The organism is Sinorhizobium sp. CB7, from assembly GCF_041357635.1.
Lineage (GTDB): Bacteria > Pseudomonadota > Alphaproteobacteria > Rhizobiales > Rhizobiaceae > Rhizobium.
This window is the reverse complement of record NZ_JAULLL010000017.1, coordinates 144569-158349: the sequence shown is the minus strand read 5'-3', so window position 1 is coordinate 158349 and position 13781 is coordinate 144569. Positions and strand designations below refer to the sequence as shown.

The following is a 13781-nucleotide window of genomic DNA, read 5'->3' as shown; positions in this document are numbered from 1 at the left end:
GAGAATCAGAACGCAATTCCATAGGCAATTCTAAATGTGTGAATGCCATAGCCCCAGCGGGGAGAAGGGGGAGTTCGCGGCTGGCACGGTCGCCCCCTCTCCCCTCGGGGAGAGGGCAGGGTGAGGGGGAAAAACTCTCAGTGAATCCGATAGTTGCGGGTCGAAACGAGCGCGCCGCGCCGGCCCTCATCCGCCCTTCAGGCCCCTTCTCCCCGCAGGCGGCGAAGGGGGAGTCGCGCCCTCCGTCGTCCCTCGCTGTGGCGGATTAATAGCGGTCGCCGTTTGCTCGGTCGTTCCCTCTCCCCGCGTGCGGGCAGAGGGCTAGGGTGAGGGGCGGAACTCTCAGCGAGTCCAATGGCTCCCTAACTACTGATTTCCCTCCGCCTGCCTTTGCTCCGGCTTGCGCTTCAGAAACTTCGGCTTCAGCCGGCGCAGGAAATTGTCGAAATCGCGGATCACATTGGTAAGCGAGATCAGCTTGTCGACCTCGGCGTCGGTATTGCCCAGCCGTTCGGAAAGCACTTCCGACGCGGCAAGCGCGATCTCGGCGGGCGGGATTTCGGGGAAGCGCTTTGCAAGCCTTGCATAGGCATTTTCCGATACGCCGCCATGAATCGATATCTTGCCGAGCCGCGCGAAGAGACGCAGGAATGTCTGCTCGAAGCTCCAGTCGTGAACCGAGACGACCCGCCACTTCGCACTTCGCCTTGCGGAAAATCCGGCAAGTACGATGGTTCCGGGCAATCTCATCTCGCTCAGCCAGAGCGCCATGGCAAAGCCGCTGGTCGGCGTCTTGCCCTCGCTATAGAAATCGCTGCAGAAGCCGAGGAGATCGAGATGGCCGGTCGGCGCGCCTTCAAAGTCGGCGGCGGGATTCAGCTTCTCCTCCACGCCAAGGCGGATGTTCATGATGCCGAGGAAATATTCCTTCGGGAAGAACTTCACGACCTCGCGAACTTCCTTGCGATAGACGATGTTGGAGCCGCGCGGCTGTCCGCGCGAGATCAGGATCGCGTGTCTCTCGAAGGGACGATCCAGCACCTTGAAGACCCGGTTGAAGAAGACGAAGAGCGTCGTCGGCGGGTATTGCGGCTGGATTGTCCTGATATCGACCGCTTCGCTGTTTGCGACCAGAACGATGTGCGAAAAGGCGGCAAAAAGCTGCCGCCAGTCCTCCGCGGCTGTCAGGCCGGCAGCGGCTCCTGCCGGTGGGAGGCCGCCATTGTCGATGACCATTTGCGATGTCACGCTGGCCGGCCCGATCTATTTTTGTCTCTGTTGGACATAAAGGACACGGTCGCGCATAGCAAACCATTCCTCCGCATAGTCGTCGTTACGATATTCATCGAAATAGGGGCCGCCGTCCGTGAAATGCACGATTTTGGCGTCTTCACGATAATCGTATTCGTTGACGAGATAGTTCCATACCACCGGGATTTCGCCGATCTGATCGTCGTTTTCGAGCCACTTGAACTGGTGGAGCTGCAGACCCGTTGCGGTGTTGACATATTCCTGCGTCAGCGCCCGGCATCTGGTGTTGTTGAACAGGATCATGCTCGACCAGTTCTTCTTCTCGTATTTGGTCTGGACCTGGCCGAGGAACTTGGTGTCGACCTTCGGCTGATAGTCATGCTTCACGCACATGGCGGCATAGCGGTCGTCCCTGAGCTTCCAGAGTTCGGCAATGTCGGCGCGTGCCAGCATGTCGCAATCCATGAAGATGCTCCAGCCCTCATAGTTGCTGAGGAAGGGAACGAGGAAGCGGGAGAAGGAAAACTCGGTCGATTGCAGCGGATTGCGTTCGCGGGTGAAGAAACTGCCGAGATTGTTGAGAACGATGGGCGAAAAAGCCACCGGGATCGATGAATGCTCGATAATGCTCTGGCTCAAGACGTGATAGGCGACGACCTCTTTCGAATCGAAGCCGACGAAAATGCGTGCAACATCATCTCTCATGATCTCTCCCTGGACGACGAATGCTGATAGCTAATCTTGGTACCCACACCGTATGCAAAGACACGATGCTTCATGCACGCAGCGCAAAATCGAAATGGATCAACTGCGCTTACCCCCTAATGTTGTGCATAAAACACCAGAAAACCTCTTTCGACAACCGCTGGAACAAGAAGGCCTAATTAAGGCGCGGGGCATATTGCTTCGGGGGTTTCCCAAATCAATTTTGGTTTCCGTCAGTTACCTGCGGGGCCAGGCAGGAAGGGGGCATTTTCAAACAATTCATTGCGAAGCATGCTGTTGTGAAGAAGAATGGCGCGCATTCGGAAGGCGGTCGGTTCCTCGCCGCGATTAGAGCGGGATGCCGAAAAGTGTGTGCGGTTCGAGCGACATCCCGCTCTCACTTTTTGATGTAGAGACGGATTCAGATTTTAGGTCGATCCGACCTGAAATCATCCGGCTCTAAGGACGACGGGTTGTATAAGGCGTCTGCTTTCGTAATAGAGGCGGACAGGCAATGGGAATGTGGAAAGGCGTCATATGGGTTGGTTCGGCCGCAAGAAGTCAGCGATCAAGAGGTTTGCCATCAGCCCGCCGATGCCTGAGCCCGGAAGACACGGAATAGCCATCGCGATCTGCGTCAGGGACGAGGCGCTCTATATCGGCGAATGGGCGCGCTTCCACCGGGCGGTCGGCATCCGGCATTTCATCGTCTACGACAATGGTTCGACGGACGGAACCTCAGCCGTGCTGCGACAGGTCCTCGAACCGGATGAACTGACGGTCGTCCCCTGGGCCGGCCGCATGAGAACCGATTCGGATCCGCTGGACTGCCAGGCCATGGCCTTTGCCCATGCGGTCCTGAATTTCGGCGGCTCTTTCCGTCGCATGGCCTTTATCGATGCGGACGAGTTTCTTCTGCCGATGGCAGGCAGGACGGTCGAGGAGGCGTTGGCGGCAACGGGAGATTTCCCGAACGTTTCGCTACCCTGGCACATGTTCGGCACCAGCGGACACAAGACGAGGCCGAACGGACCGGTTCTCCTGAACTACACCAGGCGCAGCGCCGACCCCTTGAGCCACAAGGAACATTCCACCAATTACAAATGCATCGTCGACCCGTGCGAAGTCGTAGAGGCCAGCGTGCACCAGTTCAAGACCCGTGAGTTCGGCGATCTGACCGTCAATGACGCGGGGCAGCGTTTCACCCGCAAGGGCCGCAAGTCGCCTGCCTTCTATTCGAACCGCTTCCTGCAGCTCAACCACTACTACAGCAAGTCCGAGGAGGAGATGCGAACGAAGATGGCGCGCGGTTCGAACTACGCCGTCTCACCGCAGAGGCTCGAGGAGAAGATGATCACGACAATCCGGAACATCGAGACCGATGTGGTCGAGGATCGCGCCATGGTCGACTTTGTGGCGCGCAACGGCATTGTTCTCGCGGAGGTCGAGCCGCAGCTTAGCCAGAAACATTAGTTCAGACCTATTCTCTGGCTGCGACAGGCGCCTTACAGTTGTCTCTCCTCGACAGAAATGTCGGTGCCGAAAGGCAACACTGCTGAGTCGTCAGCTAATTCCAATGGCGGTTGTTTGGCGCGGAAACCCCATCGTACCTCATCCCTGTGCCTGTCACAGGGATCCAGCAGCCGTGCGTCTGCACGGCGAAAGGACTCCTGCTTGCCGTCAATTGCGTGAATAGCAAAAGAGTCTACCGCGGCGCGGACGCGCCGCCGCTGGATCCCTGTGACGAGCACAGGGATGAGGGCGGAGAGGAGGCGTCTTCGGTTGACCCTTACGACAGAAATGTCGGCTACGAAGGCAGTGTTGTCGAGACGCGGTGCCGCAGTCCAGCCTCAATTCACGTCCGCTTGCCCCGCCATAGCGGTATACCCAGCGTCTCGGAAACAGCGGGATCGGTCGTGTGGATCGGATATCCCTTTTCGAGGAGGCGTTGCAGCACTTTCTGATCCATGTCCGTATGCATCCGCGACAGGTTTTCCTTGTTATAGACGTGGCCGCTGGATTTGGGATTGATGCCAGTGATGATGACGGCGGGTGCCTTGTTGTAAAGGGCAAAGAGCACGGCATTGATGCCGTTCGAGCACTTCCCCTCGGCATCCAGTTCCAGGCTCTTGAAATTGCAGATCCTGTCGAGAAGCGCCATGCGCTCGTAGCGATCGACCATCTGTAGCTTGTCGTAGCGATAGTTGAAAGCCTGCAGGCCTTCCACCAGCGCCGGCAATCCTTCGCGCCAGAGCAGCACATAGAGCATTTTCGTGCGCTGGCCGTTCAGGACGCGCCGCACCTCGACGGCATTGGTGTTCGTCCCCGAGATCTGGTTGAACTGCATGAAGGTGATGTCGGGCACCTCGATGCCCCACTTGCCCGTCACCGCCTGCGACCCGTTGATCGTGATGACCCGGTAGGAATCGTCGAAATCGGCAGGCAAATGTGAGACGGGTGCCGACCCGACGATCAGGACCGGTCCGCTTAGGGGAATGTTGGCGATCGGAGGGCTGGGCCGCCGGATGCGATATTTCAAATTGCGGTAGATCCGCGTCTTTGTTTGTGAGAACAAGGCAACCATCGGGGATGTGGATTTGGGAATGCTTGTTTAGCGTAAGTGCGGGCGGAAAGACACCCGTGTTTTAAAGGGGTGATGAGACCCGGAACAATTCGTCTTCCCCCGAGTTCCCGTTGAGGCGGGAATGCGGACGCGCGATCGCGGCCGCCCTTCGACTTGCATTCCCGCGAGCGGCCTGAGCGATCGCCTGCGCTAACATCCGGAGGAGACGAAAAGATGCGTGTATCGGAGATCATGAGCAGGGACGTGCATCTCGCAAAGCCGCAGGAAACGATTCAGCAGGTCGCCCAGGAAATGGCGGAACAGAACCTTGGCTTCATGCCCGTCACCGATGGTGATCGCCTGATCGGTTCAGTGACCGACAGGGATCTCGTTGTCAGGGCTCTGGCCGGTGGGCTCGGCGCCGACACGAAGGTCAGGGAGGTGATGACCAGCGACGTGAAATATTGCTTCGAGGACGAGGAGATCGATGACGTCGCGCGCAATATGGGCGATATCCAGGTCCGCAGGTTGCCGGTGGTCAGCCGCGACAAGCGGCTGGTCGGTGTGATCTCGCTCGCTGACGCGGCACGGAACGATTCGGCGAGCGCCGGCCGTGGATTGAAGGGCGTCACACGTCCAGGCGGCGAGCATGCTCATTAAGCGCCGGATGCGGTATCATTTGAAGTATCTTACAGCGCCGTGCGTCTTATAGGGCGCACAAAGACCGCTGTAAAACTTTGAATTGCCGCATGCTTTTATCCTTAAATCGGTTCCGATTTAAGGAGGGATATGGGAGTCTGCGGACGCGGTGATCCGCGCCGCAGGCCGACGATGGACAAGGTCGGCGGCTTGGCCGAGGCTGGGCTGCACCTCGTCACAAGGGGAGTTCGACCATGGAGAAGCTGACGATCGATTGGGATGACCGGAATTTCGAGCATCTCAGGGAGATGGCTGGCCATTATCGTATGCCGGAGGTCGAGTTCGCCGATGACTGGTCCTACGGATGCAGCCCGTCCTATCTCCGGGAGCTTCGCGAGTACTGGCTGAACGAATATGATCTCATCGCCGCGGCAAGCGAACTCAACCGCTTTCCCCATGTGCTGACGCGAATCGACGACATCGACATCCATGCGGTGCATGTGGTGGGCGAAGCCGAGGGGCGCCGGCCTCTGCTCCTGATCCACGGCTGGCCTGGCTCGTTCTACGAATTCTGGCAAGTGATCGAGCCGCTGGCTTTCCCTTCGCGGTCGGGCGGTGACCCGTCCGATGCCTTCGATCTGGTGATCCCATCGCTGCCCGGCTTCGGCTTCTCGGGAAAACCGTCCTCGCCCATCGGCGCCCGGATGACCGCGCGCCTCTTCGACGGGCTGATGCAGCAACTGGGTTACCAGCACTACCGCGCTCAGGGCGGCGACTGGGGATCAGCCGTCTGTACCTGGCTGGCGCTCGAACATTCAGCGTCGCTCGAAGCGATCCACTTGAGCTTCCTCCTCGTCCAGCCTGCCGCCATACCCGAGACCGAGGAGGAAGCCGCCTGGCAGAAGGCACGCACCGCCGCGCAGATGGAGTTCGGCGCGTATGCCCATCTCCAGGGAACGAAGCCCGCCTCGCTTGCCTATGCGATGAAGGATAATCCCGTGGCGGAGGCGGCCTGGATCGTCGAGCGCTTCCATGACTGGGCAGACCTGCGCGAAAGGCGCTTCGAGGAGGTTTTCTCCAAGGACCAGTTGCTGACCAACATCATGATCTATCTGATGAACGACGCCTTCATTTCCGCCACTTACTATTATGCGGCGGCGATTTCCGAAGAGGTCCGGGAGATCCCGAGCAGCCACGGCGTCCATACGCCGACCGCCTTTACCGCCTATCCCGATCCGCGCTCGCCGCCGCCGCCGCGAAGCTGGGTCGAGAGGGGCTACAATCTCGTGCGCTGGCGCGAGGCGCCGCGCGGCGGCCATTTCGCGGCGATGGAAGAGCCCGGCTACTTCGTGGAGGATATCCGGGACTGGGCGGGGAGGCGGCCTGAAGCGTACCGCACGGATACGGCGGCGGATTCTCCACAAACATTGGTTTGATGTCTTGCTGCGAACTCCCCTTCTCCCCAGCGGGGAGAAGGTGGCCCGAAGGGTCGGATGAGGGGGGTTCTCCGCACGGACTGTCCATCGCTTGCGCTCAGGACGCTCGTCGCTTTTGCTCCTCGCCCCCCTCGTCGCCTCGCGCTGCTCGGCACTTCTCCCCGCTGGGGAGAAGTGGGATTCGCTGCCGCGCTCGAATTCTATCCGCAACTCGCGGATTCGCTGAGAGTTTGTCCCTCACCCTAACCGTCTCCCGCAAGCGGGGCGAGGGGACTCACGCTCCATCCTTCAAATAACTCACGACCGCATCCGCGATCATGCCGCGATGGCGTTCGATCGTGCCGGTTTCGGAAAGGTCGCGGCGGAAGATCGTGCCGAAGGTATAGCGGTTGGAGACGCGGAAGAAGCAGAAGGCGCTGATCAACATGTGAATATCGATCGGATCGGCTTTGCGGCGGAAGACACCCTTGGCGAAACCGCGGTCGAGAATGCCGGCGATCGTTTCGATGACCGAGACGTTGAGGTCGCGGATCGCCTCCGAACGCAGCATGTGGGCTGCGTGGTGGATGTTCTCGATGCTGACGAGCCTGACGAAATCAGGGTTGGATTCGTCATGGTCGAAGGTGGTCGAGATCAGGGTCCGGAGCGCTTCCTCGGGCTCGAGGTTTGAAAGCTGCAGGTCGGCTTCGAGCGTGCGGATCTTGCGGTAGGACTGCTCAAGGACGGCGAGGTAGAGGCCTTCCTTGCTGCCGAAGTAATAATAGATCATCCGCTTCGACGTGCGGGTTTTCTCCGCGATCGCGTCGACGCGCGCCCCGGCAAGGCCGTGCGTCGAGAATTCTTCCGTCGCAACCGCGAGGATATCCTCCTGCGTCCGCTGTGGGTCATTCTTCCGGCCGTTTTCAGCCCGCTCCGCCATCTGCCGTGCCATCCCGAATCTCCGAGCGCCATGGACGCTCCCTCACATTCAATCTGCGCACAAGCCTCCTTGAAAATCGATCCCGATTTTCAAGGTTCCGCGCTAAGCCGCTGTATCCCATCATCAAATGCGGCACTTCCGATCTGCCCGCGCTCACTCCACGCAAAGTCATATTCACGTTGTGCCGGTCTTTCAATAGAGGTCGCTTGACATTCGAACTAGTTAGTACATTTTAGAAAACATCAAGTGCGCACCGACGAGATGCGCGCAAAGGGAACTTGCCATGGCGCGGCGGCACATGGCTGATGGGCGGATGGAAGGCCTCGGGAGGAACCGGAGGCTTGCATTGCCCGGGAGGAGCGAATGATCCGCATCATCGATTTCTATTTCTTCGTGCTGAAGGTGGCGATCGCGCTGCTGCTTGCCGGCATGGTCGTGCTCGTCTTCGGCAATGTCGTGCTTCGCTATGCCTTCAACCAGGGCATCACAGCGTCCGAGGAGCTGTCGCGTATCTTCTTCATCTGGCTGACCTTCCTCGGCGCCGTCGTCGCCATGCGCGAGCATGCGCATCTCGGGGTCGACTCGCTGATCAGGCGGCTGCCGCCGCCCGCAGCCAAGGTCGCAGTCCTCTTAGGCCATGCTCTGATGCTTTATGCGACCTGGCTGATGATTGGAGGCAGCTGGACGCAGACGCTGATCAACCTGCATGTGGGGGCGCCCGCGACGGGCATCTCCATGGGCTTCTTCTATGGCGCGGGGCTTGCCTTCGGCATCCCGGCATTCCTGATCCTGCTCTACGACGCCTTTGCGATTGCGACCGGTCGTGTCGACCTGTCGACGGCCGAGCTCGTGCGCGACAGTGAGGAGCAGGCCGCCCTCGATGACCATCCCGAGCCCGCGCTCGGCAATCTCGCAGCGAAGAATTGAGGAGAGGGCGATGACGGTTTCCATTTTCGTTGGCGCGCTCCTCGGTCCCATGGCACTCGGCGTTCCGATCGCCTTCGCGCTGATCATCACCGGCGTCGCGCTGATGATGTATCTCGGCCTCTACGACGCACAGATCGTCGCGCAGAACGTGCTGAACGGCGCGGACAGTTTTCCGCTGATGGCGGTTCCCTTTTTCATGCTTGCCGGCGAGGTGATGAATGCCGGCGGCCTGTCACGGCGCATCGTCCAGCTGGCGACCGTGATGGTCGGCCACATCCGTGGCGGCCTCGGTTTCGTCGCCATATTCGCGGCTTGCGTCATGGCGAGCCTTTCCGGCTCGGCGGTCGCCGACGCGGCCGCACTTGGCGCACTACTCCTGCCGATGATGCTGAAGTCCGGCCATGATCCGGCCCGCGCCGGCGGCTTGCTCGCGTCCGCATCGATCATCGGGCCGATCATCCCGCCGTCGATTGGTTTCATCCTTTACGGCGTCGTCGGCGGCGTCTCGATCACCAAGCTCTTCCTGGCCGGCATCTTTCCCGGCCTGCTGATCGGCGCGGCCCTCTGCATTACCTGGCTGATCGTCGCGCGCAAGGAGCAATTCCAGCTTCCGCCGCGCCAAAGCGGCGCGGTGCGCCTGAAGGCGTTCATCGACAGCATCTGGGCGCTGCTGCTGCCGGTCATCATCATCGTCGGGCTGAAATTCGGCGTCTTCACGCCCACCGAGGCAGGGGTCGTCGCGGCAGTCTATTCGCTCTTCGTCTCGATGGTGATCTACCGCGAACTGCCGCCGGCGAAGCTTTTCCATGTTTTCGTCGCGGCCGCCAAGATCACCTCGGTCGTCATGTTCCTGGTCGCCTGCGCCGCCGTTTCGGCCTGGCTGATCACGGTCGCCGACGTGCCCGGCGATCTCGCAGCACTGGTCGAGCCGCTGATGGACAACCAGACCCTGCTGCTGCTCGCAATCATGGTTCTGGTGGTGGTCGTGGGGACCGCGATGGACATGACGCCGACGATCCTGATCATGACGCCGGTCCTGATGCCGATCATCAAGCAGGCCGGCATCGACCCCGTCTATTTCGGCGTCATCTTCATCATCAATAACGCGATCGGGCTCATCACGCCGCCCGTCGGCACCGTGCTGAACGTCATCTGCGGCGTTTCCAGGCTTTCGATGGAAGAGCTGATGAAGGGCGTCATGCCCTTCATGATCGCCGAGCTGATCGTTCTGCTCCTGCTTGTCCTGTTCCCGCAACTGGTGACCGTCCCGGTCTCCTGGTTCGGTCATTGATCACGACCGCCGAGCAGGCGGCGAATTTCAACGCGGCCGGAGGGTTTCCGGTCATATCTGGGAGGAAAACATGTTGAATAGGTTCACGAAACTGGCGCTCGGGCTGGCATTGCCTGTCGCGCTCATGGTTGCCGGTCCGGCAACGGCGGAAATCCGCGAACATCAGCTCAAATTTGCATCCGCCAACAATAAGGGCCATCCGCAGGTCATGGGGATGGAGAAATTCGCCGAACTGGTGAAGGAAAAGAGCGGCGGCAAGATCGAGATCAAGCTCTTCCCGGGCGGCGTGCTCGGCGGCGACGTCCAAACGGTCTCGGCGCTGCAGGGTGGCGTCGTTGAAATGACGGTGCTCAATGCCGGCATCCTTGCTGGCAACGTCAAGCAGTTCGGTGCCGTCGACCTGCCATTCCTTTTCAACAGCGGTGAAGAAGCCGACAAGGTGATGGATGGTCCCTTCGGCACAAGCCTGATGAAGCTCCTGCCGGACACGGGCCTCGTCGGCCTTGCCTATTGGGAGCTCGGCTTCCGCAACCTGACGAACGATCGCCATCCCGTCACCAAGCTCGAGGACATCAAGGGCCTCAAGATCAGGACGATCCAGTCGCCGATCCCGATCGCGCTCTTCAACAGCCTCGGCGCCAATGCCGTGCCGCTGCCCTATACCGAGCTCTACACGGCGCTCGAAACCGGCACGGTGGACGGCCAGGAGAATCCGGCGGCGAACATCATCAACGCCAAGTTCTACGAAGTGCAGAAATACATGACGGTGACCCGTCACCAGTACAATCCGCAGATCGTTCTCGTCAGCAAGAAGTTCTGGGACGGCCTCAATGACGAGGAGAAGGCCGTGCTGCAATCGGCGGCAACCGAGGCGCGCGACTATCAGCGCAAGGTCTCGCGCGAGCAGGACGCCAAGGCGATCGAGGAGATCAAGAGCAACGGCATGGAAGTCTCGGAGCTCAGCCCCGAGGAGACACAGAAGCTGCGCGATGCCGTCAAGCCGCTGATCGACAAGTTCAGCGCCGATATCGGTCCCGAAACAGTCGCCGAACTCTTCAAGGAACTCGACGCCGCGCGCGGCAAGTAATGAGACGCGCCGGCCCGCCTTCGGGCGGGCCGGCAACCGGCGCAATCGCGGGACCAGACGGAATGACCGATACACTTCTCATGCCCCTGAAAGCCGGATTGATCGGCGCCGGCATCCAGGCCTCGCTCACGCCCGCTATGCATATGCGGGAGGGCGCAGCACAGGGACTTGCCTATGAATATGAGTTGATCGACCTCAATCAGATCGGCGCGTCGGCGGCAGATCTCCCAAAGCTGCTCGCTGATGCCGAGGGCAGGGGCTTTACCGGGCTCAACATCACGCATCCCTGCAAGCAGGCGGTCATTCCGCATCTCGACGAACTCTCCGGGGAAGCCCGCGCGCTCGGCGCCGTCAATACGGTGATCCTGAAGGGCGGGCGGCGCTATGGCCACAATACCGACTGGTGGGGCTTTGCCGAGAGCTTCCGTCGCGGACTGCCCAATGCCGATCTCTCATCCGCCGTCCAGCTCGGCGCGGGCGGAGCCGGCGTCGCGACCGCCTATGCCATCCTTTCGCTCGGCCTCGAAAAGCTGACGGTTTTCGATCGCGAATCCGACCGGGCTGCATCGCTTGCCGAGACCATGTCGGCACTCTTTCCGGAGGCGTCCATCCGATCTGGAGGGGATCTGCAAGCCGCGATGAGGGAGGCCTCCGGGCTCATCCACGCGACCCCAACAGGCATGGCCAAATATCCTGGCACGCCCTTGCCCCCGCACTTGCTGGAGCCGCGGCATTGGGTGGCCGAGATCGTCTATTTTCCGCTGAAAACCGAACTGCTGCGGCAGGCCCGGTTGCGCGGCTGCGAAACGCTCGACGGCGGTGGCATGGCGGTCTTCCAGGCCGTTGGAGCCTTTCGGCTCTTCACCGGTCGTGAGCCCGATGCCGGCCGCATGCTCACCCATTTCAAGACCATGACCGTCAACGCCGGCACCTGAGGAGGGCGACATGAAGACCTCGATAGCGACTGTTTCCTTGAGCGGCGACCTTGGCGAGAAGCTCGAGGCGATCGCAAAGGCGGGCTTCGACGGCGTCGAGATCTTCGAGAACGACTTCCTCATCTTCGACGAGAGCCCGAGAGAGGTCGGCCGGATGGTGCGCGATCTCGGCATGGAGATCACGCTCTTCCAGCCCTTCCGCGATTTCGAGGGCATGCCGGAACCGCTGCGCAGCCGAACTTTCGACCGTGCGGAGCGCAAATTCGACCTGATGCAGGAGATGGGCACCGACCTGGTGCTCGTCTGCTCGAATGTCTCGCCCGCAGCACTCGGCGGCCTCGACCGCGCCGCCGCCGATTTTCGCGAGCTCGGCGAGCGGGCGGCCAGGCGCGGCTTGCGCGTCGGCTACGAGGCGCTCGCCTGGGGCCGGCATATCCACGACCATCGCGACGCCTGGGAGATCGTGCGCCGCGCCGATCATCCGAATATCGGTCTGATCCTCGACAGCTTCCACACGCTGTCGCGCAGGATCGACGTCAATTCGATCCGTTCGATCCCGAAGGAAAAGATCTTCATCATCCAGCTTGCCGACGCGCCGCTGATCGACATGGACCTGCTCTATTGGAGCCGCCACTTCCGCAACATGCCAGGCGAGGGCGACCTGCCGGTCCTCGACTTCATGAAGGCGGCGGCTGCAACGGGCTATGACGGCTATCTGTCGCTGGAGATCTTCAACGACCAGTTCCGCGGCGGTTCGCCGACCGCAATCGCCGTCGACGGCCGCCGTTCGCTGATCTATCTCGGCGATCAGGTCAAACGCGAGCAGCCGGAGAGCGCGCTGCCGGTGCCGGCGATGCCGCCGCGTGCCGCCGTCGAGGGCATCGCCTTCGTCGAGTTCACTGTCGACGAGACGGAAGCACCGCAGCTCGAAGCGCTGATCGCCAGCCTCGGCTTCCGCAAGGCGGCAAGACACAAGACCAAAAGCGTCACCGTCTTTCGCCAGGGTGGCATCAACCTCGTCGTCAATACCGATCCGCGCGGGTTTGCCAGCGCTTCCTATGCCGTCCACGGCACCTCGGCCTATGCCGCCGGTCTGCTGGTCGACGATGCGAAGGCCACCGCGGCGCGCGCCGTGGCGCTGGGCGCCGAGCGATTCCGTCAGCCGCTCGATGACGGCGAAATCGAGATGCCTGCGGTGCGCGGCGTCGGTGGTGGCGTGCTCTATTTTCTCGACCGCAAGTCCAAGCTCGGCCGCATCTGGGAGATCGAATTCGATCCGATCGAAGAAGACGTCGCCACGCAGCCGGCGGGCCTCGTCTCCATCGACCACATGGCGCAGACGATGAAATACGAGGAGCTTCTGACCTGGCTGCTGTTCTACACGTCGATCCTCGAAGCCCGGAAAACGCCGATGGTCGATATCATCGATCCGTCCGGCGTCGTGCGCAGCCAGGTGGTGGAGAACGCCGAGGGCTCGCTGCGCATCACCATGAACGGCGCGGAAAACCGCAACACGCTTGCCGGCCACTTCATTGCCGAAACCTTCGGCTCTGGTATCCAGCATCTGGCCTTTGAGACCAAGGACATCCTCGCGACTGCCGAAGCACTGGCCAGGAACGGCTTCGTCGCGCTTACGATCTCGCCCAATTATTACGACGACCTCGAAGCCCGCTTCGGCCTCGATGCGGAACTTACGGATCGCCTGAAGGCTTCCAACATTCTCTATGACCGCGACGACTACGGCGAATATTTCCAGCTCTATAGCCCGACCTATGGCGAAGGCTTCTTTTTCGAGATCGTCGAGCGCCGCGGCTATCGCGGCTATGGCGCGGCCAACGCCATCTTCCGCATTGCTGCGCTGAGGAAGCATTTGCGACCAGCGGGCCTGCCAAAGAGCTGATGGACACGCATCAAGTGCTGCGGTGGCGCCGCGCCCGGAGATGCGGTAGGCTGGCTGTGGCTGCGGATCGAGATGTTTTGCCGTGTGGAGGGGAAAACCAACTATTTTAGCCGATTGCACAAATATAA

General features: G+C 60.8%; 12 protein-coding genes. 8 read left to right on the top strand and 4 right to left on the bottom strand.

The genetic code is table 11. The features are described 5' to 3' along the window. Window positions 1–366 precede the first annotated feature (366 nt). Complete coding sequence (locus AAE029_RS27550; protein WP_371076089.1) at window positions 367–1236, bottom strand: 3-deoxy-manno-octulosonate cytidylyltransferase; 870 nt, start codon at window positions 1234–1236, stop codon at window positions 367–369. 27 nt (window positions 1237–1263) lie between these two features. After that, window positions 1264–1956 (bottom strand): glycosyltransferase, encoded by a 693-nt coding sequence (locus tag AAE029_RS27545; RefSeq protein WP_371076088.1) that lies wholly within the window; start codon window positions 1954–1956, stop codon window positions 1264–1266. A 537-nt stretch (window positions 1957–2493) separates the two neighbouring features. On the opposite strand from AAE029_RS27545, the gene AAE029_RS27540 reads away from it, so the two are divergent. Beyond that, entirely contained in the window at window positions 2494–3429 is a 936-nt protein-coding gene (locus AAE029_RS27540; protein ID WP_371076087.1) for a glycosyltransferase family 92 protein, read from the top strand. 382 nt (window positions 3430–3811) lie between these two features. Here the strand turns inward: AAE029_RS27540 and AAE029_RS27535 are convergent, their stop codons facing one another. Next, window positions 3812–4540, bottom strand: a complete 729-nt coding sequence (locus tag AAE029_RS27535) for a membrane-anchored protein (RefSeq protein WP_371076086.1) — start codon at window positions 4538–4540, stop codon at window positions 3812–3814. 213 nt (window positions 4541–4753) lie between these two features. Here AAE029_RS27535 and AAE029_RS27530 point away from each other — a divergent pair, with 213 nt between their 5' ends. Both AAE029_RS27530 and AAE029_RS27525 read left to right on the top strand, forming a co-directional pair. Beyond that, the gene (locus tag AAE029_RS27530; RefSeq protein WP_371076085.1) at window positions 4754–5179 is read left to right on the top strand and encodes a CBS domain-containing protein; all 426 of its coding nucleotides are present in this window, start codon (window positions 4754–4756) and stop codon (window positions 5177–5179) included. A 233-nt stretch (window positions 5180–5412) separates the two neighbouring features. Then, window positions 5413–6594: an epoxide hydrolase family protein gene (locus AAE029_RS27525; RefSeq protein WP_371076084.1), complete on the top strand. Its 1182-nt coding sequence runs from the start codon at window positions 5413–5415 to the stop codon at window positions 6592–6594. A 274-nt stretch (window positions 6595–6868) separates the two neighbouring features. Here AAE029_RS27525 and AAE029_RS27520 read toward each other — a convergent pair whose 3' ends face one another. Continuing rightward, complete coding sequence (locus AAE029_RS27520) at window positions 6869–7513, bottom strand: TetR/AcrR family transcriptional regulator (RefSeq protein WP_371076097.1); 645 nt, start codon at window positions 7511–7513, stop codon at window positions 6869–6871. A gap of 363 nt (window positions 7514–7876) precedes the next feature. Between AAE029_RS27520 and AAE029_RS27515 the strand changes: the two genes are divergently transcribed. The 5 genes from AAE029_RS27515 to AAE029_RS27495 all read left to right on the top strand — a co-directional run bounded on the left by AAE029_RS27515 (window position 7877) and on the right by AAE029_RS27495 (window position 13653). Next, entirely contained in the window at window positions 7877–8440 is a 564-nt protein-coding gene (locus AAE029_RS27515) for a TRAP transporter small permease (protein WP_371076083.1), read from the top strand. A gap of 10 nt (window positions 8441–8450) precedes the next feature. Beyond that, a complete protein-coding gene (locus tag AAE029_RS27510; protein WP_371076082.1) occupies window positions 8451–9731 on the top strand; it encodes a TRAP transporter large permease in 1281 nt (426 codons plus the stop codon). Between the two features lie 70 nt (window positions 9732–9801). Then, window positions 9802–10818 carry a TRAP transporter substrate-binding protein gene (locus AAE029_RS27505; RefSeq protein ID WP_371076081.1) on the top strand — a complete coding sequence of 339 codons (1017 nt, stop codon included), beginning with the start codon at window positions 9802–9804 and terminating at the stop codon, window positions 10816–10818. Window positions 10819–10880: 62 nt separating this feature from the next. Further along, the gene (locus tag AAE029_RS27500; RefSeq protein WP_371076080.1) at window positions 10881–11753 is read left to right on the top strand and encodes a shikimate dehydrogenase; all 873 of its coding nucleotides are present in this window, start codon (window positions 10881–10883) and stop codon (window positions 11751–11753) included. A gap of 10 nt (window positions 11754–11763) precedes the next feature. Continuing rightward, the gene (locus tag AAE029_RS27495) at window positions 11764–13653 is read left to right on the top strand and encodes a bifunctional sugar phosphate isomerase/epimerase/4-hydroxyphenylpyruvate dioxygenase family protein (protein WP_371076079.1); all 1890 of its coding nucleotides are present in this window, start codon (window positions 11764–11766) and stop codon (window positions 13651–13653) included. Window positions 13654–13781: the final 128 nt, after the last annotated feature.

Bases quoted from the DNA above. Each gene is read 5' to 3' on its own strand.
- AAE029_RS27550 (WP_371076089.1), bottom strand. From the start codon at position 1,236: ATGGTCATCGACAATGGCGGCCTCCCACCGGCAGGAGCCGCTGCCGGC.
- AAE029_RS27545 (WP_371076088.1), bottom strand. From the start codon at position 1,956: ATGAGAGATGATGTTGCACGCATTTTCGTCGGCTTCGATTCGAAAGAG.
- AAE029_RS27540 (WP_371076087.1), top strand. From the start codon at position 2,494: ATGGGTTGGTTCGGCCGCAAGAAGTCAGCGATCAAGAGGTTTGCCATC.
- AAE029_RS27535 (WP_371076086.1), bottom strand. From the start codon at position 4,540: ATGGTTGCCTTGTTCTCACAAACAAAGACGCGGATCTACCGCAATTTG.
- AAE029_RS27530 (WP_371076085.1), top strand. From the start codon at position 4,754: ATGCGTGTATCGGAGATCATGAGCAGGGACGTGCATCTCGCAAAGCCG.
- AAE029_RS27525 (WP_371076084.1), top strand. From the start codon at position 5,413: ATGGAGAAGCTGACGATCGATTGGGATGACCGGAATTTCGAGCATCTC.
- AAE029_RS27520 (WP_371076097.1), bottom strand. From the start codon at position 7,513: ATGGCGGAGCGGGCTGAAAACGGCCGGAAGAATGACCCACAGCGGACG.
- AAE029_RS27515 (WP_371076083.1), top strand. From the start codon at position 7,877: ATGATCCGCATCATCGATTTCTATTTCTTCGTGCTGAAGGTGGCGATC.
- AAE029_RS27510 (WP_371076082.1), top strand. From the start codon at position 8,451: ATGACGGTTTCCATTTTCGTTGGCGCGCTCCTCGGTCCCATGGCACTC.
- AAE029_RS27505 (WP_371076081.1), top strand. From the start codon at position 9,802: ATGTTGAATAGGTTCACGAAACTGGCGCTCGGGCTGGCATTGCCTGTC.
- AAE029_RS27500 (WP_371076080.1), top strand. From the start codon at position 10,881: ATGACCGATACACTTCTCATGCCCCTGAAAGCCGGATTGATCGGCGCC.
- AAE029_RS27495 (WP_371076079.1), top strand. From the start codon at position 11,764: ATGAAGACCTCGATAGCGACTGTTTCCTTGAGCGGCGACCTTGGCGAG.